This window comes from Rhizobium sp. P2_G2 (genome assembly GCF_056403555.1).
This window is the reverse complement of the sequence record NZ_JBFUFF010000004.1, coordinates 206,806-229,803: the sequence shown is the minus strand read 5'-3', so window position 1 is coordinate 229,803 and position 22,998 is coordinate 206,806. Positions and strand designations below refer to the sequence as shown.

Sequence of the window (22,998 nt, the reverse complement as noted above, 5' to 3'; positions counted from 1 at the left end):
CTACTTCTCGTGCAGCCAGACGGCCATGGCGCCCGGCTCACGGTTAGCCCAGAGATGGTAAGGGATGGCCCTGAAGCGTTTCGGCTTCAACACTGGCGGTGCCGTGCGATAGAGCATGTCCTTCCAGTCCGAGGCGTCGGCTTCTAGCGCATCGCCTTCGAGAACAGTTGCGCCACCGAGCAGTGCCGCATCATAGTTAGCGACAATCTCACCATCGGATGACAGCCGCAGGCGTTGCGGTTCGGTGCCGAGGTCGGTTTCCTCGACGCAGAAGATCACGGGGCCACGGCGCAGGGCAACGCGATCATTGTCCTCCGTTGCAGCTGGATGCGCGTATAGGCGATCGACCGGCATGTCGAAGGCAAGCCGTAGCTCGTCACCGTCGCGCCATTCGCGCTCGATCGCGGCGTAGCCCTTGGTCACGTCGAGTTCGACGCTTTCATCATTGACGAAGGCCTTGGCATCGCGGCACCAGCCGGGGATGCGTAGCCTGAGGGTGAAACGCTTAGGCTTGTCGAGGCCGAGCGAGATGCGGATGTCGCCATTCCAGGGATATTCGGTCGTCTGCCTGAGGTGCAGGAAAGCGTCGCCGATCGACAGTTCGGCTGAGTTTTCGCCATAGAGATGGATCGCCACTTCATCGGCCTTGGTCGAATAGAAATATTGGCCGAGCGAGGTGATCATGCGGGCGATATTGGTCGGGCAGCAGGGGCAGTAGTGCCACTTCCAGCGGCGGTTCTGGCCGTGGCTTTCGAGCACATTCTCATAGAAATAATGCTCACCGTCGCGGGAAATGCCGGAGAGCGCACCGTTATAGAGCACGGTTTCCAGCTTGTCGGTGAATTTGCTGTCCAATTCGATCTGCGCCATCCGGTGGCTGAAGAAGCCGAGCGCCACGGCAGCACAGGTCTCGGCGTAGGCCGTTTCGTTGGGCAGGTCGTATTCGCGGGTAAAACCCTCGTTGGAGGCCGAAGGGCCAAGGCCGCCGGTGACATAGAGCTGGCGGCCGACGAGATTGTCGAACAATCGGTCGCAGGCGCTTCTCAGGCTGTCGTCATCATTCTCGATAACGAGGTCGGCCATGGCGGAGAACAGATACATGGCGCGCACGGCGTGGCCCACGACCTGGGTCTGTTCGCGCACCGGCATATGCGCCTGGCTATAGGCATAGGTGTGGAAGACGTATTTTGCCGGATCGTCGCCGCGCTTGCGTGCCTCTTCGTCGTAGTAGGACGGCATCCGGCCGCGCTCGTCGATGAAATAGGTGGCGAGCTTCAGGTGGCGTGGGTCCTTGGTGACGCGGTAGAGCTTGACCAGCGCCAGTTCGATTTCCTCGTGCGCTTCATAGCCGCGCAGCTTGCCCGGCTCGCGGCCGAAGGTGTCGATGATGTGGTCGACAGCGCGGATCATCACGTCGAGAAAGCGGCGTTTTCCCGTTGCCTCGAAATAGGCGACGGCACCTTCGAGCAGGTGGCCCATCGAATACATTTCGTGCAGGTCGCGCAGATTGGTCCAGCGCTTGTCGGGCTCGCGGCGGATGAACCAGCTGTTGAGATAGCCGTCGGCCATCTGGCCGTGTTCGAGCTTTTCGACGATAGAATCGATCTTGGCCTCGATATCCGGGTTAGGATTGTTCTTCAGCGTGTAGCTGGCCGCCTCGATCCACTTGCCGAAATCGGAATCGAAGAAATGCTGCATGGAGAGGCCGCTCGGCTGGATCGGGCGGACCAAAGGAGCGGCCGGCTTGTCGAAATCCAGCACTTCGAGAAACCCCTCTTCCTCCAGCCGCATGTGCTGGGTCGGAATGGTGACATCGCGGACGGTCTCGGTCCAGCTTTTCCAGAAGCCGCCATAGAAGCTGACCCGGGCGTGGTCGGCCGGGAGATAGCGCTCGATCGGCGATCGCGGCTGGGACTCGGTCCCCGATTGCGTCGCGGGTTTTTGGGCAATGGGCATGGGAACTCCTTGAGCGGCGGGGCCGCCGGTCATTTCACGGCGCCGGCCGTCAGGCCGCGCACATAATAGCGTTGCAAGAGAAGGAAGAGGATGATGCAGGGGATCATGGTCACCACGATGCCGGCCTGCAGCGCACCCCAATCGATGATGCCGTAGAGGCCGGAGGAGACGTTGACCAGCATGATCGGCAGGGTGAACTTGTTCTCATCCGACAGGAAGATCAGGGCTGCAAGGAACTCGTTCCAGGAATTGAGGAAAGCGAACATGGCGACCGTCGCCACGCCGGGCAGCGCGATCGGCAGCATGATGCGGCGCAGGATCGTCGCCTGCGAGGCGCCGTCGATACGCGCCGCCTCGATCAGCGCCTTCGGCACGGCGTCGAAGGCATTGCGCATCATGAACACCGAGAACGGCAGCTGGAAGGTGACATAGATCAGCACCAGGCCGAACAGGTTGTTCTGCAGGCCGAGCAGTTTCAGGATGAGGAAGAGCGGCGTGAGGATCGACTGGAATGGGATCATCATCGTCGCCATGATCAGGATGAACAGGATCGACTGGCCGGGAAAACGGAATTTGGAAAAGCCGTAGCCTGATGGCACCGATACGACCACAGTCAGGACGACGGTGCCGATGGCGATCATCACCGAATTGGCGGCATAGACATACCAGCCGGCGCCGACATGTTCGAGCCGGTGGTAGTTTTCCAGCGAAAAGGTCTTGGAGAACAGAGCCGCCGGATTGGCAAGCGCCTCTGCTGCAGGCTTGAACGAATTGGCGACCGACCAGACGATCGGCATGATGAAGAAGATGGCAAACAGGATCGAGGCCAGCAGGAAGAGCAGATAGCCGACCTGGCGGCCTTCAGAATTGCTCGCGGATTTGGGCGTGGCGGTGTTCATCAGCCTTCCTCCGGACGCTCGCGCAGGAGCACGAATTGAATGGCGCTGATGGCGACCAGCACAATGAGCAGGGCGAAGGAGAGCGCCGAGCCGTAACCCAGCCGGTAGGACGAGAACGACGCCAGGTAGATCGAGAACACCGCCGAGATCGTCGAGTTTTCCGGCCCGCCCTGGGTGATGATGAAGAACTGGTCGAAGGCGAGCATCGAAGACGTGACGTTGAGGACCAGCGCCAGGACCAGCGAGTTGCGCATCAGCGGCAGGATGATGCGGCGGAAGCGATTGAAGACGCTGGCGCCATCGATCTTTGCGGCCTCGATCACGTCGGTGGAAATGCTTTGGAGGCCGGTGAGCAGGATGACCATGGTGAAGCCGGAGGTCTTCCAGACGACCATGAGGATGATGACGCCGAGCGCCGTCCAAAAGCCTTCGAGCGGACGGGGCGCGGAACTGATCAGGCCGATGCCGCGCAACACTTCGGCGAACACGCCGCTATCGGGATTGAGCAGCCACATCCAGAGTGTCGAGGCGGCGCCGAAGCCGATGACGACGGGCATGAAGAAGATGGTGCGGAAGAAGCCGGCGGAACGCAGCGGCCGGTCGACCAGCAGTGCCAGCGGAAAGGCGACGGTGAAGATCGCGGCGGTGACCAGCACGGTGTAGAGGATGGTGAAGCCCAGCGAATGCCAGAGCTGGGTGTCGCCGAGGAGCTCGCTGTAATTGGCAAGGCCGATGAACTTTTTTCGGCCGAGCAGCGGCCAATTGTAAAAGCTCATCCAGATGGTCATGGCGAGCGGGACGAGAAACAGGACGAGGATGAACAGGAAGCCGGGCAGGATGAAGGCGAGACCCAGCCAGCCTTTCGGCTCGGGGTCGCCGGTGATCGGCTGCTTTCTGTCTGTCGGCGTGTCTGCCACTGGTGTTCCCTGGATTTCTGTACAGTCTATGGGCGCTAGCGAAGGTTGTCCCAATCTCAGCCGTCGAAAGTGCGGCTTTGCCCCTCACCCTAGCCCTCTCCCCGCAGGCGGGGAGAGGGGACGCTAGAGGCGCTGGCAGTGCCACAAGTCCCTTCTCCCCGTCACTACGGGGAGAAGGTGGCGGCAGCCGGATGAGGGGCATAGCAGGACATTCAATTCTGTCTCCCTAAAGGGAGAATTTCATTGCGGATTCGTGCGATCCAGGATCTTGGTGAAATCATCCTGCGCCTTCTTGATTGATCCATCCACATCCTCGCCAAAAATCGTGCCCTGGATCAGGTTGATGAACGGGCCTGTGCGGCTGACGAAGAGTTCGTCCGACGAGAAAGTGTAGGGCGTACGTGCTTTAGCCAGGATGTCATAGGCCACGAGGTTGCGCGGGTCGAACTTGGAATAGGCTTCCTTGGCCAGGTCCGTACGCGAGGGCATGCCGGATTCCTGGGTGATGTAGACCTGCTGTTCCGGCTCCATGTAGAATTTCACGAAATCCAGCGCGACCTTCTTCTTGGCATCGTTGATGCCCTTGATCAGCGCCAGCGTGTCGCCGCCGGCAAAGCTCGAGACGCCGCCCTTCGGTCCCGGGATCGGGGCAACGGCGAATTTCACGTCCGGATATTTGCTGGTCAGCAGGTTGACGATATAGGAACCGGTCATGAGCACGCCGACCTTGCCTGAGGCGAAGGCTTCGACCGCGTTGTTGCCATTGCCCGAACGCGCGGTCGGATGGATGGCGCCGGCCTTCCACATGTCGCGGTAGGCGGCGATGGTGTCACGCAGTGCCGGGGTATCGACGGTCGCCTTGCGGCCGTCATCGCTCAGCACATCGGCATTGGCCGCCCAGAGATGCGGCAGGAAGTCATAGATCAGCCAGCTGCCGGAATTGGCGACGAAATAGAAGCCGTAGGTTTCCTTGTCGAGCGCATGGATCTTCTTGGCATCGGCCGCGATCTCTTCGAGCGAAGCCGGCGCCTTGTTCGGATCGAGGCCGGCTTTCTTGAACAGGTCGGTGTTGTAGGCGATGATCGAGGCGTCCGGCAGCGCCGGCACGCCATAGATCTTGCCGTCATAGGTGGCGAGGCGGATATGCGAGGGGCTGAGTGCGGCGGAATAGGGCAGGCCCTTGACGAAATCGCTAATGTCCTCAAGGCTGTCATTGGAAGCGAAGGTCGGCAGGTAGATCAGGTCGAGGACGGCGCCATCCGGAGCCGCGCCGGCGGCGATCGAAGCACCGAGCTTCGGCACCATCTGTTCGGCGGTGATCTGGGTCACATGGACCTTGTCGGAATGCGAGGCATTGTATTTGTCAGCCAGGCCCTGGAGCACGGCGCCGGAAGACGTCCGCACCCATAGCGTGATTTCTTCGGCATGGGCGAGAGAAGAGCTCGCCAGCAGCGCAAGAGCGGCAATCGTGGATTTCAAACGGTACATGCGAGTTCCCCTTCTCTTGTTTGAGCCCTTGGGGCATCGGAACGGAGGCGACGTTAATAGAGAAAATTTTTGATGTCGACAGTCTGTGTGCATCAAAAATCCAGGTTTTTGATAAAACCTTTTAGCAGCTAGATTATTTCTGATAAAAGGTTTTAGCAAGCCAGATGTATGGGGGCTGAATTGAAGGAACCGAGCACCGGACGGCACACGATCCGGGACGTGGCGAAGGCTGCGGGGGTGAGCATTGCGACAGCCTCCAACGCGCTCAACGGCACCGGCCGGACCAATGCGGAGACCCGCGAAAAGGTCCGCCGGATCGCCGAGGAGATCGGATTTCGGCCGAATGCGCTCGCGCGGGGGTTGCTGACCCGGCGTAGCCATGCGATCGGCATGCTGACCAATGACACCTATGGGCGCCTGACCTTGCCCATGGCGTCAGGCGTGTCGGAAGTGCTGGTCGACCACGGCGTCTCGCTCTTCCTTTGCGCCACCAACAACGATCCGCGGCTGTCGAAACTGCATATCGAGACGCTGCTCGACCGGCAGGTGGACGGCATCATCTTCACCGCCACCCGCATCGACCTTGAGCCGCCACCGGAACTGACCAGGCTGAAGATTCCGGTGATCTATGTCTTTGCACAGGGCCCCGAGGACAGTGTCAGCTTCCATCCCGACGACGCGCAGGGCGCGCGGCTCGCCGTCGAACACCTGCAGAGCCTCGGCAGGCAGCGCATCCTGCATATCACCGGAGAACGCGACTATCTCGCCGCACGCCTGCGGGCAAAGGCCTACCAGGAAATGGTTGCGTCGCCCGCGGACGTCATGTTCGGGGACTGGTCCGAGGAATGGGGCCATGCCGCAATCGAAACCGTGTTTTCCCGGTCAGGTGAAAAGCCGGATGCGATTTTCGCCGGCAGCGACGAGATCGCCCGTGGTGTCATCGATGCACTCCGCGACCGGTATATTTCCATACCTGACGACATCTCGGTCGTCGGCTTCGACAATTGGGGTGTCGTCGCCAAGCAGACCCGGCCACCACTGACGACGATCGATATGGAGCTCAAAGAGCTCGGCCATCGGGCCGGATTGGCCATTCTGGGCCTCTCGAAGGGGGAGACGCTCGAACCTCGGATCGAGAGATTGCCCTGTACGCTCGTCGTCCGCAGTTCCGCGGCAGCGATCCGGGGCGAGCGTAGTGATGGCTAGCTTCACCTCGTTACGAAATCTCTGCGGGAGCGGCATGACGCAGGCTGTTCCGGACGATCAGCTTCGGTTCGATCTGGATATGCTCCGCCGCGGTCCGGCCATCAAGCCGGGACAGCAATGCCTTGGTCGCCAGCCGGCCGAGGCTGTTGCCCGACTGATCGATGCTGGCAAGATCGAACATCGGGTTTGAGGCGATCGGCGAATTGTCGAAGCCGACCACGGCGAGATCCTCCGGCACCCTTATGTCCAATTGGCGCGCGGCGGCGAGGAGCTGGATGGCGTCAAGATCGCTCCAGCAGAAGATCGCGCGCGGCCGGTCCGGCTTTGACAGGAAGCCGGCGATGATTTCGCGTCTGCGGTTGGCATCGGCGGCGGATTGCACCGGCATCTGAAGCAGCCGCATATGGTCGGCCAGGCCCAGGCGCTGCATGGCGCGGCGGTAGCCGATCTCGCGCTGGTAGACGACGGAAACCTTGTGGCCGTCCTGCTCCGCGAGCGTGAGCATGGCGATGTCGCGATGCCCCGCCGCGGCAAGTGCCTCGACGATCATTTCGGCGCCTTTCTGGTCGTCTGTATTGATGGTGTCGAAGCCGGTCGCGTCCGCATGATGGTAGCCGATGGTGACGATCGGGATATGGCGGGCGAAATCCTCGACCATGGCCGCCGGCAGGCGTGGCGCGACCAGGATCAATCCATCCATCTTATGGTCGATCATGGAATCGACCAGCGAGGTCTCAAGCGTGACCTGCGCGCTGCCGACACCGATCATCGCCTGGTAATTCGACGCCCGGAGTTCTTCGCGGATGCCTTCGATGATCTGCGGCAGGAACGGGTTTTCGATGTCGACCAGCAGGATGCCGATGGTGAAAGTGCTGCCGCGCAGACCGCGCGCCGGCTTGGAGGGCCGATAGCCCAGCTTGGCGATCGTGCCGTTGACCTTCTGCCGCATCTCGTCGCTGACGCCATAGGCATCGCGCAACACTTTCGACACCGCGGCGACGGAAACGCCGGCATCGGCGGCAACGGTGCGGATGGTGATCCGGCTCTGGGGTTTTTCGCGAATGGTTTTTCTCCGGACGCCTGACAGGGACGCCGCTTCATTCACTACCATACGAAAAATCTGCTTGCGTCAACATGTGTAGAACGTTATACGGAGAACGTTCTACACAGAACGGCAGGGAATGGGAGAATGGTGATGAACATGCATTCGCGGAGAACCGCGCGCCTCGACCGGCGCCAATGGGAAGGCGAGATGATTGCCGCCGTCGGCGATGAAGGTCAGGGGACGCAGGCATGGCATGTCGCCAAGGTATTCTCGCTCGATGCCGTTCCCGCCGCCGTCGATCTGTTCATTTCGGCGCTTGGCCTCTATCGCTGCTTCATCAATGGCGCCCGCGTTGGCGACGACCTGCTGACGCCTGGCCTGACCTGCTATGACGACCGCATCGGCTACCAGCGCTATGACGTGGCAGGCCTGCTGAAGGCCGGCGAGAACCGGATCGAGATCTGGCTCGGCGACGGCTGGTATCGTTCGCCGCTGATGTGGGGCAAACATCCGATCCCTAATACCTGGGGCGAGCGTGCCGGTGCGATTGCCGAGCTCGTCAGTCCGCAGGGCCTGATCGTCAAGACCGACACGAGCTGGAAGAGCGGCAAGCTGCCGATCCTGGAGAACGGCATCTATTTCGGCGAGGTCTATGACGCTCGCCTTGAATTGCTGAGCAATGACGGTACGGTGGAGACGCTGGCCTTCGACAAGGCGCTGCTCGTCGCCCATGAGACGGCGCCGGTCAAGGAACTCGCGCCGATCGCGCCGGTCGAACAGTGGGCCGACGCTGAGGGTCGGACGATCTATGATTTCGGCCAGAATGTCGGTGGCTATATCCGCTTTACCGTCTCCGGCCCATCGGGCGCCGAAGTGACAGTCGAGCACGCCGAAGTGTTGGCGCCCGGTCGCATCTTCGACAACCGCAATTTCCGCACGGCCGAGGCCAAGACGATCTATACGCTCAAGGGCACTGGCGACGAGACCTACGCGCCGATCTTCACCTTCCAGGGTTACCGCTATGCACGGCTGACGCTCAAGGGCGGTGCCGTGATCAAGGCGATCCACTCGGTGCCGATCTCGTCGGTGCCGGAGCTGAAGGCCGGTTTTGCCAGCGGCAATGCACTGGTCGACCGGCTGGTGCAGAATACGATCTGGTCGCAGCGCGCCAATTTCATCGAAGTGCCGACCGATTGCCCGCAGCGCGACGAGCGCCTCGGCTGGACCGGCGATGCCCAGGTTTTTGCGGCCACGGCCAGCTGGCTGACCGACAGCCAGAGTTTTCTGCGCAAATATCTGCGCGACGTGATGGCCGACCAGCGCGAGGATGGCGCGGTGTCGCATTTCTCGCCCGATCCGACGCGGCTGCATCCGCAGCATTTCCCCGGCTTTGCCGGCTCGACGGGCTGGGGCGACGCGATCGTCGTCATTCCCTGGGTGCTCTATACGCATTATGCCGATCGCGATGTGCTGGCCGAATGCCTGCCGGCGATGCGCAAATGGGTGGATTTCGTCTGGTCGATCTCCGATGGCCCGCTGGTGCGTCCGCCGTCGCATTGGGGCGCTCGCGGCTTCACCTTCGGCGATTGGCTGCAGCCGGTGGGCGACAATCGCAAGCCGCGGCCGACCATTGCCGATGATTGCGCCGCGACGATCTATCACTTCATCTCAACCTCGCTGCTGGCCCGCATCGCCGATGTGCTCGGCGATCGGGCTTTGAAGGCCGAGATGGAAAAGCGCGTCCAGGCGATCAAGGATGCGTTCGAGGAAGAGTTCATCGCGCCCTCGGGCCGTCTGGCGCACAACGACCAGACGTCCTATGCGCTGGCTTTCCTCTACGATCTCGTGCCGGAAAAGCATTTCGACGCCGCCAAGGCGCATTTCCGCCGCGTCATCGAGGATGCTGATTACAAGATCGGCACCGGCTTCATCGGCACGCCGGCGCTGCTGCCGGCGCTGACCAAGCTCGGCTTTGACGATCTCGCCGCCCGCGTCTTCCTGCAGGAGGACGTGCCAGGCTGGCTCTACCAGGTTGTGCAGGGCGCCACCACCATCTGGGAGCGCTGGGATGCGATCGGCCGCGACGGCACGATCTATGATCCGGACATGAACAGCTACAACCACTATGCCTATGGCGCCGTCTGCCAGTGGCTGTTCGAGCAGGTCGCCGGCATCCGCCCGGATCCCGAAGCCCCCGGCTTTGCGCGGGTGATCGTCGAGCCGGTGCCGCTTGCCGAACTCGGTCACCTCACCGCCCATCACGACGTCGCGCAGGGCCGGATCGAGGCGTCCTGGAAGATCGAGGGCGACAAGGTTGCCTATACGATCACGCTGCCGGCCGGCTGCGAGGGCGTGTTCCATGCCGGTCCCCGCTATCGCAACGCGACGCTTGCCGGTAAGGCCATAGACGGCGAGACCGTGCTGCCGGCCGGAACCCATACCATCGCTTTCACCCTTCCGGGCGCCTGACGCCCGGCCACCATGTCAATGTTCGGAGGAGGAACGACATGAACATGAAGCTTGGATTTTCACTGCCGCTCGCGCTGGCGATTGTCGCTGGCGGGGTCAACCTTGCCTGGGCGGATGTGAGCCTGTCATTGCTGATCGACAACGGACCCGACACCGTCGCCGGCATGCAGGCTCTGGTCGACGCCTATCAGAAGGCCCATCCCGGCGTTTCGATCGAGATCGAACAGCGGCCGGGCGGCAGCGATGGCGACAATATCATCAAGACGCGCCTCGCCACCGGCGAAATGTCGGATATGTTCCTTTATAATTCCGGCTCGCTGTTCAAGGCGCTGAACCCGGCCAAGTCGCTGGTCGACGTTTCTGACCTGCCGGCGCAGGCCAATGTCCAGTCTGTGTTCAAGACCGTGGTGACCAATGAGGGCAAGGTTTATGGCGTGCCGTTCGGCACGGCTATGGGCGGCGGCATTTTCTACAACAAGGCGATCTACAAGCAACTGGGCCTTTCGGTACCGAAGACCTGGGCCGAGTTCATGGCCAACAATGCCAAGATCAAGGCGGCCGGCAAGGTGGCGGTAGCGCAGACCTATCACGACACCTGGACGTCGCAGCTCTTCGTGCTCGCCGATTATTATAATGTCCAGGCGGTCGTGCCGAACTTCGCCGATGACTACACCGCCAACAAGGCGAAATATGCAACGACGCCGGCCGCGATCAAAGGCTTCGAGCACCTCAAGGAAGTGCATGACGGCGGCTATCTGAACGAGGATTTCGGCGCCGCCACCTATGACGATGGCCTGCGCATGGTGGCGACCGGCGAGGCGGCGCATTATCCGATGCTGACCTTCGCCATCGGCGCGATAAAGCAGAACTATCCGGACAATCTCAAGGATATCGGCTTCTTCGCCCAGCCCGGCGACGATGCCAACAAGAATGGCCTCACCGTGTGGATGCCGGCCGCGCTCTATATCCCGGCAACCAGCAAGCATATCGACGAAGCGAAGAAATTCCTCGACTTCGTCGGCAGCGTCGAAGGCTGCGACATCCTGATGGCGACCAATGCCGCCCAGGGTCCGTCGCTGACCAAGGGCTGCAAGCTGCCCGCTAACGTGCCCTCGGCGGTCACCGACATGCTGCCCTATTTCGACACCGAAGGCCGCACGGCGCCGGCGCTCGAATTCCTCTCGCCGGTCAAGGGGCCGGCGCTGGAGCAGATCACCGTCGAAGTCGGCACCGGCATCCGCCAGCCGGCCGAGGCCGCCAAGCTCTATGACGAAGACGTCCGCAAGCAAGCCCAACAGTTGGGTCTACCCAACTGGTAACTCCTCCCTGGGCGAAGACCGCTCCGTTGCGTTAGATGTGGCGGGGCGGTCTCAAATTGCGAGGCGAAGATGAAGCATGGTTCCCCGGGCGCCCGCCGCTCGCCCTATCCTCTCTGGTTCTTCCTGCCGGCGGCCGTGATCTATGGCGTGCTGTTCCTGGCGCCGACCGTCGCATCGCTGTGGTTCAGCCTGACCCGCTGGGACCTGACGAACGCGACCTTTATCGGACTTACCAATTTCGAGCAGTTCTTTTCCGAGCCGTTCCTGGTGCAGGGCCTGACCAACACGCTGATCTATGCGGTGACGACATCGGGCCTGAAGACGGTCTGCGGCCTGTTGCTGGCCGTGCTGCTCACCAGCAATATTTTCGCCCGCGGCTTTCTCCGCACGGTGGTATTCTTCCCGGTGCTGGTTTCGACCATCGGGGTCGGCATCGCATTTACCGTGATGATGCATCCGACACGCGGCATCATCAACGTGGCGCTTCACGCCATCAACCTGCCGCGGCCGGGTTGGCTGACTGATCCGTCGCTTGCCTTGTTTTCTGTTGCTCTCGTCGATCTCTGGAAAGGCGTCGGGCTCGCGACCCTGATCTTCATCGCCGGCCTCGCGGCGATCAGCCCGGATTACTACGAAGCTTCGCGCATCGACGGCGCAACGCGCTCGCAGCAGTTCTGGCGCATTACCCTGCCGCTCGTCCGGCCGGCCATTGCGACGGTGGTGACGCTGTCGCTGATCGGCGGCATGCGGTCCTTCGACATTATCTGGGCGATGACCCGCGGCGGCCCCGGCTTCTCCTCGGATGTCATCGCCTCGGTGATCTACAAACAGTACCAGGCCGGTTTTTATGGCTTGTCGACGGCCGGTAATGTCATCCTCTTCCTGCTGATCGGCGTGGTCATGCTGCCGCTGACGCTCTGGTTCAACCGCCGGGAGGTCGAGCTTTGAAACGCCATCGTCCGCTCATCACCGGCTTGATCGCGTTGGCCTTCGCCGCCGTGATCTTTATCCTGCCCTTCGCCTTCATCGCGCTGCAGGCGGTGAAGTCGCGCTCGGAAGCGTCGCGGCTGGATTTCAGCCTGCCGAATTCCTGGCTCTTCGTCGACAACCTCGTCGCCGTCGTCAAGGTGCAGGACTATCAGTTGCTGCTCGCCTTCTTCAATTCGAGCGTCATTACTGTCGCTGCCGTGATCCTGCTGATCATCCTCTCCGCCATGGTTGGCTATATCATGCAGCGCCGCAAGACACGCTGGAACGGCGTTGCCCAGATTCTTCTTCTCGTCGGCCTGATGATGCCGCCGGCGGTGGTGCCGACCATATGGCTGTTGCAGTCGATCGGCCTGTTCAAGAGCGTTTTTGGCATGATCCTGATCCAGGTTGCCTATAACCTGTCGTTCTCTTCTCTGCTCTACCGTTCGTTCATCGCCACCATCCCGCGCGATCTCGACGAGGCGGCGATCATCGATGGCGCGAAACCCTGGCAGGTGTTTTTCCGGGTGATCCTGCCGCTGTTGAAACCGGTGACGGTCACCAATGTCGTGGTGCAGTCGATCGCCATCTTCAACGATTTTACCAACCCTCTCTACTACTTGCCGGGCAAGGAAAACGTCACCGTGCAACTGACCCTGTTCAATTTCCAGAGCATGTATACGACACAGTACAATCTGCTGTTCATGAACATCCTCCTGGTGACGATACCGCCGCTGATCGTCTTCATCTTCTTCAACCGACAGATCGTCGCCGGCATGACGGCGGGCGGCGTAAAGGGATAATCGATGGCCGAACTCACGCTGAAGGATGTGCGCAAGAGTTTTGGCGCACTCGAAGTCATCAAGGGCGTCAATCTCGAAGTGAAAGCTGGCGAATTCACCGTCTTCGTCGGTCCGTCCGGCTGCGGCAAGTCGACCCTGCTGCGGATGATCGCCGGTCTTGAGGACGTGACATCCGGCCAACTCACGATCGGTGGCGCCGATGTCACCCATGCCGAGCCTTCCGAGCGCGGCATTGCCATGGTGTTCCAGTCCTATGCACTGTATCCGCATCTGACGGTGGCGGAAAATATCGGCTTCGGTCTGTCGCTCGCCGGCCGGCCCAAGGCCGAGATCGCCGAAAAAGTCCGCACGGTGGCGGAGTCGCTGCAGCTCACCCAATTGCTCGATCGCAAGCCGAAGGCGCTTTCCGGCGGCCAGCGCCAGCGCGTCGCCATCGGCCGGGCGATCATCCGCAACCCGAAAATCTTCCTGTTCGACGAGCCGCTTTCCAATCTCGATGCCTCGCTTCGGGCGCAGATGCGCATGGAGATCATCGAGTTGCACGACCGCCTGGGCGCAACGATGATCTACGTCACCCATGACCAAGTCGAGGCGATGACCATGGCCGACAAGATCGTTGTTTTGCATGGCGGCCGCATCGAACAGATCGGCAGCCCGATGGAACTATATGACAGACCGAAGACCGCCTTCGTCGCCGGCTTTATCGGCAGCCCGAAGATGAATCTGTTCAGCGGTGCGATCGCCGAGGCGCGAGGCTGCAAGACCTATGGCATCCGGCCGGAACATCTCACGCTGTCGCGCAGTGACGGCCGATGGAAAGGCCGCATCGCCCATATCGAACGGCTCGGCGCCGACGCCATCATCCATCTCGACGCGGAAGGTCTTGGGTTATTGCTGGCGCGAGACAGAGGCAATACGGACCTCAAGTCAGGTGATATCGTCTGGGCTTCGCCAATGAAGGAGCACGAGCATCTTCTGGCAGACTGAAGCGGACATGCCAGGTGAGATGGACCTCATTCCCGAGATGGCGTTAGAAACCCTTCCGGGCCGCTGACGGTCTTTCACATCCGCCGCCAGTCGCTGCAGCCAGGAAGACGGAAAGAGAAGCGTATGGCAAGTGAAGTTGCGATTTTCAACCTTGAGACGGGACATGTCAAAACCGTGCTCCGGACGGAGCGCCTGGTGGAGGCGCCCAACTGGACGTTGGATGGTGAGGCGCTGATTATCAATGGCGATGGACGGCTCTATCGGGTCGATCTCGGCAATCCGGGCATGGTCGAGATCGACACCGGCTTCGCAAAGGATTGCAACAACGACCACGGGATTTCCCCGGATGGGAAGACGCTCGTTATCAGTGACTCGACGGAAGCTGGCGCGAGCCGGGTCTATATCCTGCCTGCCGCCGGTGGAACGCCGCGGCTGGTGACGGAGAAGGCGCCGTCCTATTGGCACGGCTGGTCGCCGGACGGTGGGCGGCTGGCCTATGTCGCCACACGCGGCGAGACCTTTCAGGTCTTTACCTGCCCGGCGGCAGGCGGGGAGGAATTTCAGGTCACGCATGATTTCGATCATTGCGATGGCCCGGACTACACGCCGGACGGCCAATGGATCTGGTTCAATGGCGAGCGGCAGGGTGCGGTCGATCTCTGGCGTATTGCCCCGGATGGCGCTTGGCTTGAAAAAATGACGGACGACGATCGCGTCAACTGGTTTCCGCATCCCTCGCCGGACGGTCGGCATATTCTCTACCTGGCTTATAAGCCTGGGGTGAAAGGCCATCCGCGGGACGAGGATGTCGAGCTACGGCTGCTGCCGGCCGAGGGTGGGCAGCCCAAGACGCTGCTGTCTCTCTTTGGAGGCCAGGGCACGATCAACGTGCCCTGCTGGGCGCCGGACGCAAAGCAATTCGCCTTCGTGCGCTATTGGCGATAGCGCGATCACGCCGGATAGAGAAATTCCGCTGTCGAATCTGATCGGCAGGATTTTCGTCCCGCCGATCATGTTCATCGATGTCACCGCCGTTAGCCGATCAGATCCTCGATCCGGATCGGGAAGCGCCGGACACGAAATCCCGTCGCATGCCAGACCGCGTTGGCGATGGCGCCGACAGTGCCGGTGATGCCGATCTCACCCACGCCCTTGATGCCGAGCGGGTTGACGTATGGGTCATGCTCGGGGATCACGATCGCCTCGATCGATGGCACATCGGCATTGACGGGCACATGATATTCCGCAAGGTCGGCATTCATGATCCTGCCGGTGCGGCGGTCGGCGATCGCCTCTTCGTACAGGGCGAAGGAGGCGCCCCAGATCATGCCGCCGAAATACTGGCTGCGGACGAGCCGGGGATTGACGATCCGCCCGGCAGCAAAGGCGCCGACAAGGCGTGTTGTCCGCACCTGTCCAAGGTCGGGGTCGACCTTCACCTCGGCGAAGACGGCCCCGTGTGAATACATGGCGTGCGCCGAAGCGGCTGCCGGGTCGCGGGCGGCTTTGGCGCTGCCAACGATGTCGGTGCGTCCGGCGCGTTTGAGGATTTCTGCGTAGCTTTCGCTGCGCGTTTCGTCATCGCGCCGGTGGAGGCGGCCATTGCGGGCGGTCACGCCGATATTGCCAGCGCCGAACAGTGGCGAGGCGGGATCGGCGACTGCGATCTCCGAGAGTTGGGCAATGGCATCCTTGCCGGCATTGTTGAGCGCCAGGCCCGCACTTGCGGTGTGACCCGAACCACCGGCAATGCCGCCATCAGGCAATGTCGAAATGCCGGAATGGAATTCGACCTGGTCGGGATCGAGGCCGAGTGCTTCGGCTGCGATCTGCGCCAAAGCCGTCCAGGCGCCCTGGCCCATATCGGCACCGGCAGTTTCGACCAGCGCAGTGCCGTCGGCACGCAATGTGGCGCGCGCCGAAGCGGGGAAGTGCGGGCAGTGAAACACGGCGGTGCCCATGCCCCAACCGACGAGGAAGCCGTTGTCGTCGCGCATCTGGCGCGGCGCAAGCGGACGATCGGCCCAGCCGAAATGCTTGGCGCCTTCGGCATAGCATTCGCGTAGCGCCTTGGAGGAAAACGGCCTGCCGGTACCGGGCTCGGTTTCGGCGTAGTTGACGAGCCGGAAGTCGAGCGGATCCATGCCGCAGGCTTCAGCGGCTTCGTCCATCGCCACTTCGAGCGTCGCCGAACCCGAGGCCAGACCTGGCGCCCGCATGGGCCCGGGGGTGCCGATATCGAGCCGGATACCCTGGTGTTCCGTGAGGATGGCCGGGCTTGCATAGATTGGCTGCGAGGCGTTGGCGGCGCCTTCGAGAAATTCGTCGAAGCTTGATGTGGAGCTGAGAGAGCGGTGGTGGAGCGCCGTCAGCCGGCCGTCGCCGTCCATGCCGAGGCGCAGTTTCTGCCAGGTTTGGCCCCGATGGCCGACGGGGCCGTACATCTGTCCCCGGGTGAGCGCCAGCTTTACCGGCCGCTTGAGCATGCGTGCGGCGATGATGGCGAGCATTTGCGGTCCGTTGAGGATCGCCTTCGAACCAAAGCCGCCGCCAAGGAAGGGCGAGCGGATCGTTACGTTTTCGGCCGGGATGCCGAAATAGGCCGCGTAGGAGGCGCAACTCAGCGCCATGGCCTGGTTGGGCATATCCAGCATCAACCGGTCGCCATCCCATTCGGCGACGACCGAATGGGGCTCCATGGCGTTGTGATATTGCGCCGGTGTAGAGTAATCCACTTCGATGCTGCGAGCAGCATTTGCCAGTCCGGCCTCGACATCACCAAAGGCTGTCCGTGGCGGCGAACCGATGCCAACGCTTGCGGGATCGAAATTCTGGCCATTGTCGAGCCCCGTACGGGCGCTTTCGACCGCGTATTGCGGATCGAGCAGGGCCGCGCCTTCGGTGGCGGCCTCCAGCGTTTCGGCGATCACCAAGGCGATCGGCTGGTTGACGTAGCGCACCGTGTCATCCTGCAGCACCTCGATGCGGAAGCCGAAGGGCGGCATTTTTTGGTCCGGATCATGCGCGAGCGGCGGCCGGTTTTCAGGGGTCAGCACCTCGACGACACCGGGATGGGCTTTGGCGGCAGCCACGTTGAGTGACGTGACGCGGCCGCGGGCAATCCGTGACACGGCGGTGATGGCATGGAGCATGCCGGCGGGATGGTTGTCGGCGGCATAGGTGGCGCGGCCGGTAACCTTGAGCACGCCGTCGCGGCGTGTCAGCGGCTGGCCGGAATTCGAGCCGTAGCGCGGGTTCTGTTGTGCGAGTGCGATGACTTCACGCGGCATGGGTCGCTCCCGAAAAGGCTGAGAAGGGCGAGGCCGGCAGTGCGGGCATCGTGTCCGGCGTCCCTTCCGCTGCGAGGATCAGGGCGCGCCTGACAATGCGGCGCGCAAGTTCGATCTTGAAGGCGTTGTCGCCCGATGGTTTTGCCTCGGCGAGGGCCTGTTCGGCGGCTTTGGCGAAAGCATCCTCGCCCACCTCGGCACCGGCAAGCGCTTCCTCGGCCTGGCGGGCGCGCCATGGCTTTGCGGCGACGCCGCCGAGCGCGATGCGGGCGCTACGGATGACGCCGTCCTCGATCTGCAGAGCAGCTGCCGCCGAGACGACAGCAAAGGCAAAAGAGGTGCGCTCGCGCAGTTTGAGATAGCGCGCGTTATCGGCAAATCCGGCTGCTGCTGCGGGGATTCTCAGGCCGATAATCAGTTCACCGGCTTCCAGCGTTGTTTCCCGCTCCGGTGTTTCGCCGGGCAGAAGATGCAGAGATTCCACCGGAACCTCACGAGTGCCGTTGGGGCCTTCCACTTCGGCGACGGCGTCGAACGCCACAAGCGGCACGCAGAAATCCGAAGGGTGGGTGGCGATGCAGTGTTCGCTCCAGCCAAGCACGGCGTGCAGACGGTTTTCGCCCTCGCGGGCGTCGCAGCCGGAACCGGGTACACGCCGATTGCAGGCGCTTGCCAGGTCCTGGAAATAGGCGCAGCGCGTGCGCTGCATCAGATTGCCGCCGACGGTGGCGGCGTTGCGAAGCTGCGCCGATGCACCCGACAGCAGCGCTTCCGCGATCGCCGGGAATGTGCGTTGGAAGCGATCGTCGTAGGCGAGGTACGAATTGCGGACGAGGGAGCCGATGCGGACGCTGCCGTCCTGCAGCCATTCAATGCGGTCGAGGCCGGGAAGCTTGCCGATGTCGATAAGGCGCTCAGGGCGCGAGACACCAATCTTCATCAGGTCGAGCTGGTTCGTGCCTGCGGCGAGAAAAGCCGATCCCGGTTCGCGCGCGGCGGCGATGGCATCCGCAACGCTTGCCGGCCGGATATAATCGAAGCGGTTCATGCGGCGCTCCTCTCATCTCGCCCGACAAGCGCGGCCTGCGCCTGCAGGACGGCTTCGGTGATGCCCTGATAGGCGGCGCAGCGACAGATATTGCCGCTCATCAGCTCGCGAATGCGTTCCGGATCGTCACCGGCCTTGCCTTCGGCGATCAAGCCGACAGCGCTCATGATCTGGCCCGGCGTGCAGAACCCACATTGGAAACCGTCGCAGGCGATGAAGGCGGCCTGCACCGGATGCAGTGTGTCGCCATTTGCCAGGCCTTCGATCGTGGTGATCTGAGCGCCATCAAGGCTGGCGGCCAAGGTGAGGCAGGAATTGATCCGCCGTCCATCAACGAGTACAGTGCAGGCACCGCATTGGCCGCGATCGCAGCCTTTCTTGGTGCCCGTCAGGTCAAGCCGCTCGCGCAGGAGATCGAGAAGCGTCACGCGCGGGTCATCGAGCGAAAGCGAATGCGACTGGCCATTGATGGTGAGGCTGATGGAGAGTGACATCTTGTGCTCCATTCAGGGATTGTGATGTTTGGATCGCGGCTGCCGGTCGGGAGCAGCAAGGTCGGCGCGGAAAGTTGATAGGGCGGTTAGGGTTCCACCGGAAAAGCGCGCTCATTATTCTCGCGGTGTGCTATAGTTATACGGAGGCAGCCTCCGTTTATCAAGAGGGAATGAGATTATTTCGACGATGCGAGACGAGGCTGGCACAACGACGCGCAAGATTCGCGCCGATTCGGTGCGTAACCGGGACAGATTGCTTGAAGCGGCGGCGCTGATTTTCAGCAGCGGCGGCTCGCAGGCCAGCCTCGAAGCGGTGGCCAAGCAGGCTGGTGTCGGCATAGGTACGCTCTATCGGCATTTTCCCACGCGCGATGCGCTTTTCGAAGCCGTCTACCGGCACGAAGTCGACCTTCTCGGAGACCTGGCTGGGGCGCTCGCACGCGATAGCGATCCGGTCGAGGCACTGAGGAACTGGCTGCATGCCAATGTGCGCCTGGTTGCTACGAAGAAGGGCATGATCGAGGCGCTGCAGCTTGCCGCGCATGGCTCTTCCGAACTGAAGGCTTACTCTTCCGAACGGATGATGGCGGCGATCCGTCTTCTGCTCGACCGGGCGGTCGCGGCGGGAATGATCCGCGATGACGTGCCGCCGGAAGATCTTTTTCGCGCCATTGTCGGGATTTTCTATTCGTGCCAGGGAACTGCGGGATGGCAGGCGAATGCGTTGCGCCTGGCCGACGTGTTTGTCGACGGGTTGCGTATTCGCTGAATGTGAGCCGGCTAATGGCTTTTGCAAGGCTGACGCGCCCGACCGCGTTCAATGATAGGTCGGGGGACCCAGCATCTGGTGGGCGATCATCTGCAGTTCCGGCGAGCTTTCCGTCATGCTGTAGGTCATCAGTCGTTTCGGTAGAGCCAGCATATCGTCTGTGTCGGTGAAGGTGAAGGGGATGCCGAGCGTGGCCAGTGCGTCGGCGATTGCCGCGGAACTGGCATGGTCGAGATGGTGGTCGAAAATGGCAGCGCCGATATCGGAGCCTTGCAATATCGCGATCGTCTGCTCGGTCAGGCTCATCCTGGCTGCCGAAGCATCTGGGTTGAGGTCCATGATGATTTTCAGCTCTTCGACAAAGTCATCCTGCACGACGAGGATGCGTCCATTCTTGAGGTCCGATTGTTCAAACATGGCGTTTCTCCTGCCCGATCAACCGCGAAGACGGCATCAAGGTTCCGCGATGCGCGGTACGGCTGTCGCCAACACGCGAATTTGATCTCGATTGGACCGCCCGGCCGGTAAAGCGGCAGGGCAGGATGTTGCGGCAGGAAACACGTTCGAACAGCCGCGGGAGAAATGGCATTTGATGGTTTCGCGGCATGCGCCGGGAACTCCAGGCCTTCCGGTGGATTGAATAAGGGCATTTCACCAGAGCAGACCGATGAGCGACCAGACAAGTGAGCCTGTTGCAAACGCTGAAACAGAGCAAGGCAGAGGGCGTCACGCCACCGGCCCGCGCCAGATCCCGATGCGGGGCTGGAAGGATGTGCTTTGGCGGACCGCCTCCGAAGTGGTCGAGGATCGGGTCACCCTGATTGGCGCCGGTGTTACATATTACCTCCTGCTTGCCTCGTTTCCCGCGCTCGGCGTGCTCGTCAGTCTCTACGGCTTCGTGTTCAATCCCGCAGATCTCGGCAAGCAAATTGGCTTTTTGTCTATGGTCCTGCCGCCAGGCGCATTCGATCTCGTGCTCGGGCAACTTTCCACCTTGACCTCGCAGAAGGCGTCGACATTGAGCATCGCCTTTCTGATCAGCTTTGCCGTTGCGCTGTGGAGCGCCAATAGCGGTGTGAAGGCGCTGTTCGATGCGATGAATGTCGCCTATGGCGAGGAGGAGAAGCGGAGCTTCGTCAAGCTCAACCTGCTTTCCCTCGGCTTCACCCTCGGAACGATTGTGCTCGCCGTGGTCCTGATCGCCGCTATCGGTGTCGTCCCGGCGCTGTTCGCGCTTCTGAGCCTGGACAGCTGGGCGGAGATGTTTGCCGCGGTGGCTCGTTGGCCGGTCGTGCTCGTCATCGTCTGGGCGGCAACGATCGTCATCTATCGCTTCGGACCGAGCCGGGAGAAGGCCAAATTGCGCTGGCTGAGCTGGGGCGCCGGGATCAGCGCTGTCGTCTGGATGGTGACCTCGATCGCGTTTTCCTACTATCTGCAGAATTTCGGCCATTACAACGTCACCTATGGCACGTTGGGTGCACTGATCGGCTTCATGGTCTGGACGTGGATCTCGGTTTGCATCCTGATCGTCGGTGCAGAACTCGATGCCGAGCTCGAACATCAGACGCTCTGCGATTCGACGACGGGTCCGCCATTGCCGATCGGCGAGCGGGGTGCGGTCATGGCCGATACGGTGGGCAAAGCCACCGATTGAGCCGCGGTCAATCTCATATCCTTGGTGTCGGTTGACGGCGCTGGACGCCTTTCATCGGAGAAAAATCGTGCTAGATTTGCGGTGGCGCAAGCATGTGCGCCGCAAAGATCCTCACTCTCCGATAGCGATGGCGAATGAATTTTTTCGAGAGCCTTCTTATCTTATTGCTGAGCGCCGTCCTGCTGCTGCAGGTGGCGCGCAAACTTAAGCTGCCTTATCCGTCGATGCTGGCCATGGCCGGCGTGGTCTTCGCATTGGTTCCAGGCGCTCCGCATTTCTCCTTCGATCCGCGCATTGCGCTGGCATTATTCATTGCGCCGGCGCTGATGGATGCCGCCTTTGATTTTCCGCTCGGTACGGCGCGGCGCTTCTGGCTGCCATTGGTGGTCTATGCCATCGGCGGCGTCGTGGTCACCACGGCGGCTGTGGCTTATGCCGGCTGGGCTCTCGCCGGGCTGCCGCTGGCGGCGGCCGTGGTGCTGGGCGCGATCGTCGCACCGCCGGATGCTGTGGCGGCAACGGCGATCCTTTCCTCCATGGCCGTGCCGCGCAACACCGATACCGTGTTGCGCGGCGAGAGCCTGTTCAACGATGCGGCGGCGCTTCTGATTTTCGGTGCGGCGCTGGCGATCCAGTCGGCGGGCGGCATTGACACGTCCGTTTCATTGCACCTCGCTGCGGCCATCCCGGGCGGTATTATTCTCGGCATCGTCGCCGCCATGATCATGGGACGATTGAGCGGCTATCTCGCCGATTCACTTGGCGGCAACCTGCTGCAATTCGTCCAGACCTATCTTCTGTGGATCATTGCCGAACATCTCGGTTTCTCACCCGTGCTCGCGGTCGTCACCTGCGCCATGACCATTGCCAGACAGGGCGGCATGACGTCGGCGCGCATGCGCGTCCAGTCCTATGCCGTCTGGACCGCAGTCGTCTTCGTGCTCAACGTCGTCGCCTTCCTGATGATGGGCATGCAGGTGCGCGAGATCGTCGGGGGCATGAGCGGCGACCATTTCAAGCAGGCGATGATCTTCGCCGCACTCGTGGTTATGATCGTCATCGCGGCCCGCTTCGTGGTCTGCATCGGCTTCAATCGGATCTATAGCGCCCTTGCCAGGCGGCGGGGTCGGCCCCAGCGGGCTACGCTGCAACAGTCTGTCTTGGCGAGCTGGTGCGGCATGCGCGGGCTGGTCACGCTGGCGACGGCCTTTGCCCTGCCGGGAAATTTTCCGCAGCGCGACATTGTCGTCCTGGCCGCCTTCGCCGTGGTCATTGCCACGTTGGTGCTTCAGGGGCTGACATTGTCGCCGTTGATCCGCTGGTTGGGGCTGGAGTCACACGACGGCAGCCGCGAGCTTGAAGTCTTGCGTGGCGAGCTCGCATCGGCGGCTTTGTCGAAGCTCGACGGTATCGATCTCGCGGAGGCCGAATTGCTGCGCGCCACGTTCCGGCTCGAGCACACGGCGATCCGTGAACCGGGCGAGAGCCTGCCGTTCCAGAAATATCGCAAGCTCGCACTCAAGGCGGTGGCGGCGCAGAGGGCGATGCTGGAACAGCTCCGCGCCGACAATCGCGTCACGATCGATGGATACAATCTCCTGCTCGAGGAGATCGACTGGCGTGAACTCACCGTCCTGCCGGTGGAGGCGCGGCGCATCGAGGAGACGTCGTAACGCGCCTGC

19 protein-coding genes are annotated in these 22,998 nt (G+C 61.9%); 10 read left to right on the top strand and 9 right to left on the bottom strand.

What is annotated here, in order from left to right; genetic code table 11:
* The 4 genes from AC1D06_RS05840 to AC1D06_RS05825 all read right to left on the bottom strand — a co-directional run bounded on the left by AC1D06_RS05840 (position 1) and on the right by AC1D06_RS05825 (position 5,260).
* Complete coding sequence (locus tag AC1D06_RS05840; RefSeq protein ID WP_477985529.1) at positions 1–1,956, bottom strand: glycoside hydrolase family 127 protein; 1,956 nt, start codon at positions 1,954–1,956, stop codon at positions 1–3.
* A gap of 29 nt (positions 1,957–1,985) precedes the next feature.
* Positions 1,986–2,855 carry a carbohydrate ABC transporter permease gene (locus tag AC1D06_RS05835; RefSeq protein ID WP_477985528.1) on the bottom strand — a complete coding sequence of 290 codons (870 nt, stop codon included), beginning with the start codon at positions 2,853–2,855 and terminating at the stop codon, positions 1,986–1,988.
* A complete protein-coding gene (locus AC1D06_RS05830; protein WP_477985527.1) occupies positions 2,855–3,772 on the bottom strand; it encodes a carbohydrate ABC transporter permease in 918 nt (305 codons plus the stop codon). The genes AC1D06_RS05835 and AC1D06_RS05830 overlap by 1 nt, the downstream gene beginning before the upstream one ends.
* Positions 3,773–4,012: 240 nt before the next feature.
* Positions 4,013–5,260: an ABC transporter substrate-binding protein gene (locus AC1D06_RS05825; protein WP_477985526.1), complete on the bottom strand. Its 1,248-nt coding sequence runs from the start codon at positions 5,258–5,260 to the stop codon at positions 4,013–4,015.
* A gap of 168 nt (positions 5,261–5,428) precedes the next feature.
* On the opposite strand from AC1D06_RS05825, the gene AC1D06_RS05820 reads away from it, so the two are divergent.
* The gene (locus tag AC1D06_RS05820) at positions 5,429–6,466 is read left to right on the top strand and encodes a LacI family DNA-binding transcriptional regulator (RefSeq protein WP_477985525.1); all 1,038 of its coding nucleotides are present in this window, start codon (positions 5,429–5,431) and stop codon (positions 6,464–6,466) included.
* Between the two features lie 10 nt (positions 6,467–6,476).
* On the opposite strand, the gene AC1D06_RS05815 is transcribed toward AC1D06_RS05820, so the two are convergent.
* Complete coding sequence (locus tag AC1D06_RS05815) at positions 6,477–7,577, bottom strand: LacI family DNA-binding transcriptional regulator (RefSeq protein WP_477985524.1); 1,101 nt, start codon at positions 7,575–7,577, stop codon at positions 6,477–6,479.
* An 84-nt stretch (positions 7,578–7,661) separates the two neighbouring features.
* On the opposite strand from AC1D06_RS05815, the gene AC1D06_RS05810 reads away from it, so the two are divergent.
* The 6 genes from AC1D06_RS05810 to AC1D06_RS05785 all read left to right on the top strand — a co-directional run bounded on the left by AC1D06_RS05810 (position 7,662) and on the right by AC1D06_RS05785 (position 15,003).
* The gene (locus tag AC1D06_RS05810) at positions 7,662–9,980 is read left to right on the top strand and encodes an alpha-L-rhamnosidase (protein ID WP_477985523.1); all 2,319 of its coding nucleotides are present in this window, start codon (positions 7,662–7,664) and stop codon (positions 9,978–9,980) included.
* A gap of 44 nt (positions 9,981–10,024) precedes the next feature.
* Entirely contained in the window at positions 10,025–11,299 is a 1,275-nt protein-coding gene (locus AC1D06_RS05805) for an ABC transporter substrate-binding protein (protein WP_477985545.1), read from the top strand.
* Between the two features lie 69 nt (positions 11,300–11,368).
* Positions 11,369–12,247, top strand: a complete 879-nt coding sequence (locus AC1D06_RS05800; protein ID WP_477985522.1) for a carbohydrate ABC transporter permease — start codon at positions 11,369–11,371, stop codon at positions 12,245–12,247.
* Entirely contained in the window at positions 12,244–13,071 is an 828-nt protein-coding gene (locus AC1D06_RS05795) for a carbohydrate ABC transporter permease (RefSeq protein ID WP_477882585.1), read from the top strand. Before AC1D06_RS05800 ends, AC1D06_RS05795 begins: the two co-directional genes overlap by 4 nt.
* A gap of 3 nt (positions 13,072–13,074) precedes the next feature.
* Positions 13,075–14,058 (top strand): ABC transporter ATP-binding protein, encoded by a 984-nt coding sequence (locus tag AC1D06_RS05790; protein ID WP_477985521.1) that lies wholly within the window; start codon positions 13,075–13,077, stop codon positions 14,056–14,058.
* Positions 14,059–14,181: 123 nt separating this feature from the next.
* Entirely contained in the window at positions 14,182–15,003 is an 822-nt protein-coding gene (locus tag AC1D06_RS05785) for a TolB family protein (protein WP_477985520.1), read from the top strand.
* A gap of 89 nt (positions 15,004–15,092) precedes the next feature.
* Here the strand turns inward: AC1D06_RS05785 and AC1D06_RS05780 are convergent, their stop codons facing one another.
* From AC1D06_RS05780 to AC1D06_RS05770, 3 genes are read right to left on the bottom strand one after another with little or no spacing between them, the layout of a single operon-like run.
* Complete coding sequence (locus AC1D06_RS05780) at positions 15,093–17,348, bottom strand: xanthine dehydrogenase family protein molybdopterin-binding subunit (RefSeq protein WP_477985519.1); 2,256 nt, start codon at positions 17,346–17,348, stop codon at positions 15,093–15,095.
* Positions 17,338–18,396, bottom strand: a complete 1,059-nt coding sequence (locus AC1D06_RS05775) for an FAD binding domain-containing protein (RefSeq protein ID WP_477985518.1) — start codon at positions 18,394–18,396, stop codon at positions 17,338–17,340. Before AC1D06_RS05775 ends, AC1D06_RS05780 begins: the two co-directional genes overlap by 11 nt.
* A complete protein-coding gene (locus AC1D06_RS05770; protein ID WP_477985517.1) occupies positions 18,393–18,890 on the bottom strand; it encodes a (2Fe-2S)-binding protein in 498 nt (165 codons plus the stop codon). The genes AC1D06_RS05775 and AC1D06_RS05770 overlap by 4 nt, the downstream gene beginning before the upstream one ends.
* Before the next feature lie 187 nt (positions 18,891–19,077).
* Here AC1D06_RS05770 and AC1D06_RS05765 point away from each other — a divergent pair, with 187 nt between their 5' ends.
* Positions 19,078–19,659: a TetR/AcrR family transcriptional regulator gene (locus AC1D06_RS05765; protein ID WP_477985516.1), complete on the top strand. Its 582-nt coding sequence runs from the start codon at positions 19,078–19,080 to the stop codon at positions 19,657–19,659.
* 48 nt (positions 19,660–19,707) lie between these two features.
* On the opposite strand, the gene AC1D06_RS05760 is transcribed toward AC1D06_RS05765, so the two are convergent.
* A complete protein-coding gene (locus AC1D06_RS05760; RefSeq protein WP_477985515.1) occupies positions 19,708–20,076 on the bottom strand; it encodes a response regulator in 369 nt (122 codons plus the stop codon).
* A 250-nt stretch (positions 20,077–20,326) separates the two neighbouring features.
* On the opposite strand from AC1D06_RS05760, the gene AC1D06_RS05755 reads away from it, so the two are divergent.
* Together AC1D06_RS05755 and AC1D06_RS05750 are read left to right on the top strand one after the other, a co-directional pair.
* A complete protein-coding gene (locus tag AC1D06_RS05755; protein WP_477985514.1) occupies positions 20,327–21,316 on the top strand; it encodes a YihY/virulence factor BrkB family protein in 990 nt (329 codons plus the stop codon).
* A 134-nt stretch (positions 21,317–21,450) separates the two neighbouring features.
* Positions 21,451–22,989 carry a cation:proton antiporter gene (locus AC1D06_RS05750; RefSeq protein ID WP_477985513.1) on the top strand — a complete coding sequence of 513 codons (1,539 nt, stop codon included), beginning with the start codon at positions 21,451–21,453 and terminating at the stop codon, positions 22,987–22,989.
* The last annotated feature ends 9 nt before the right edge of the window (positions 22,990–22,998 follow it).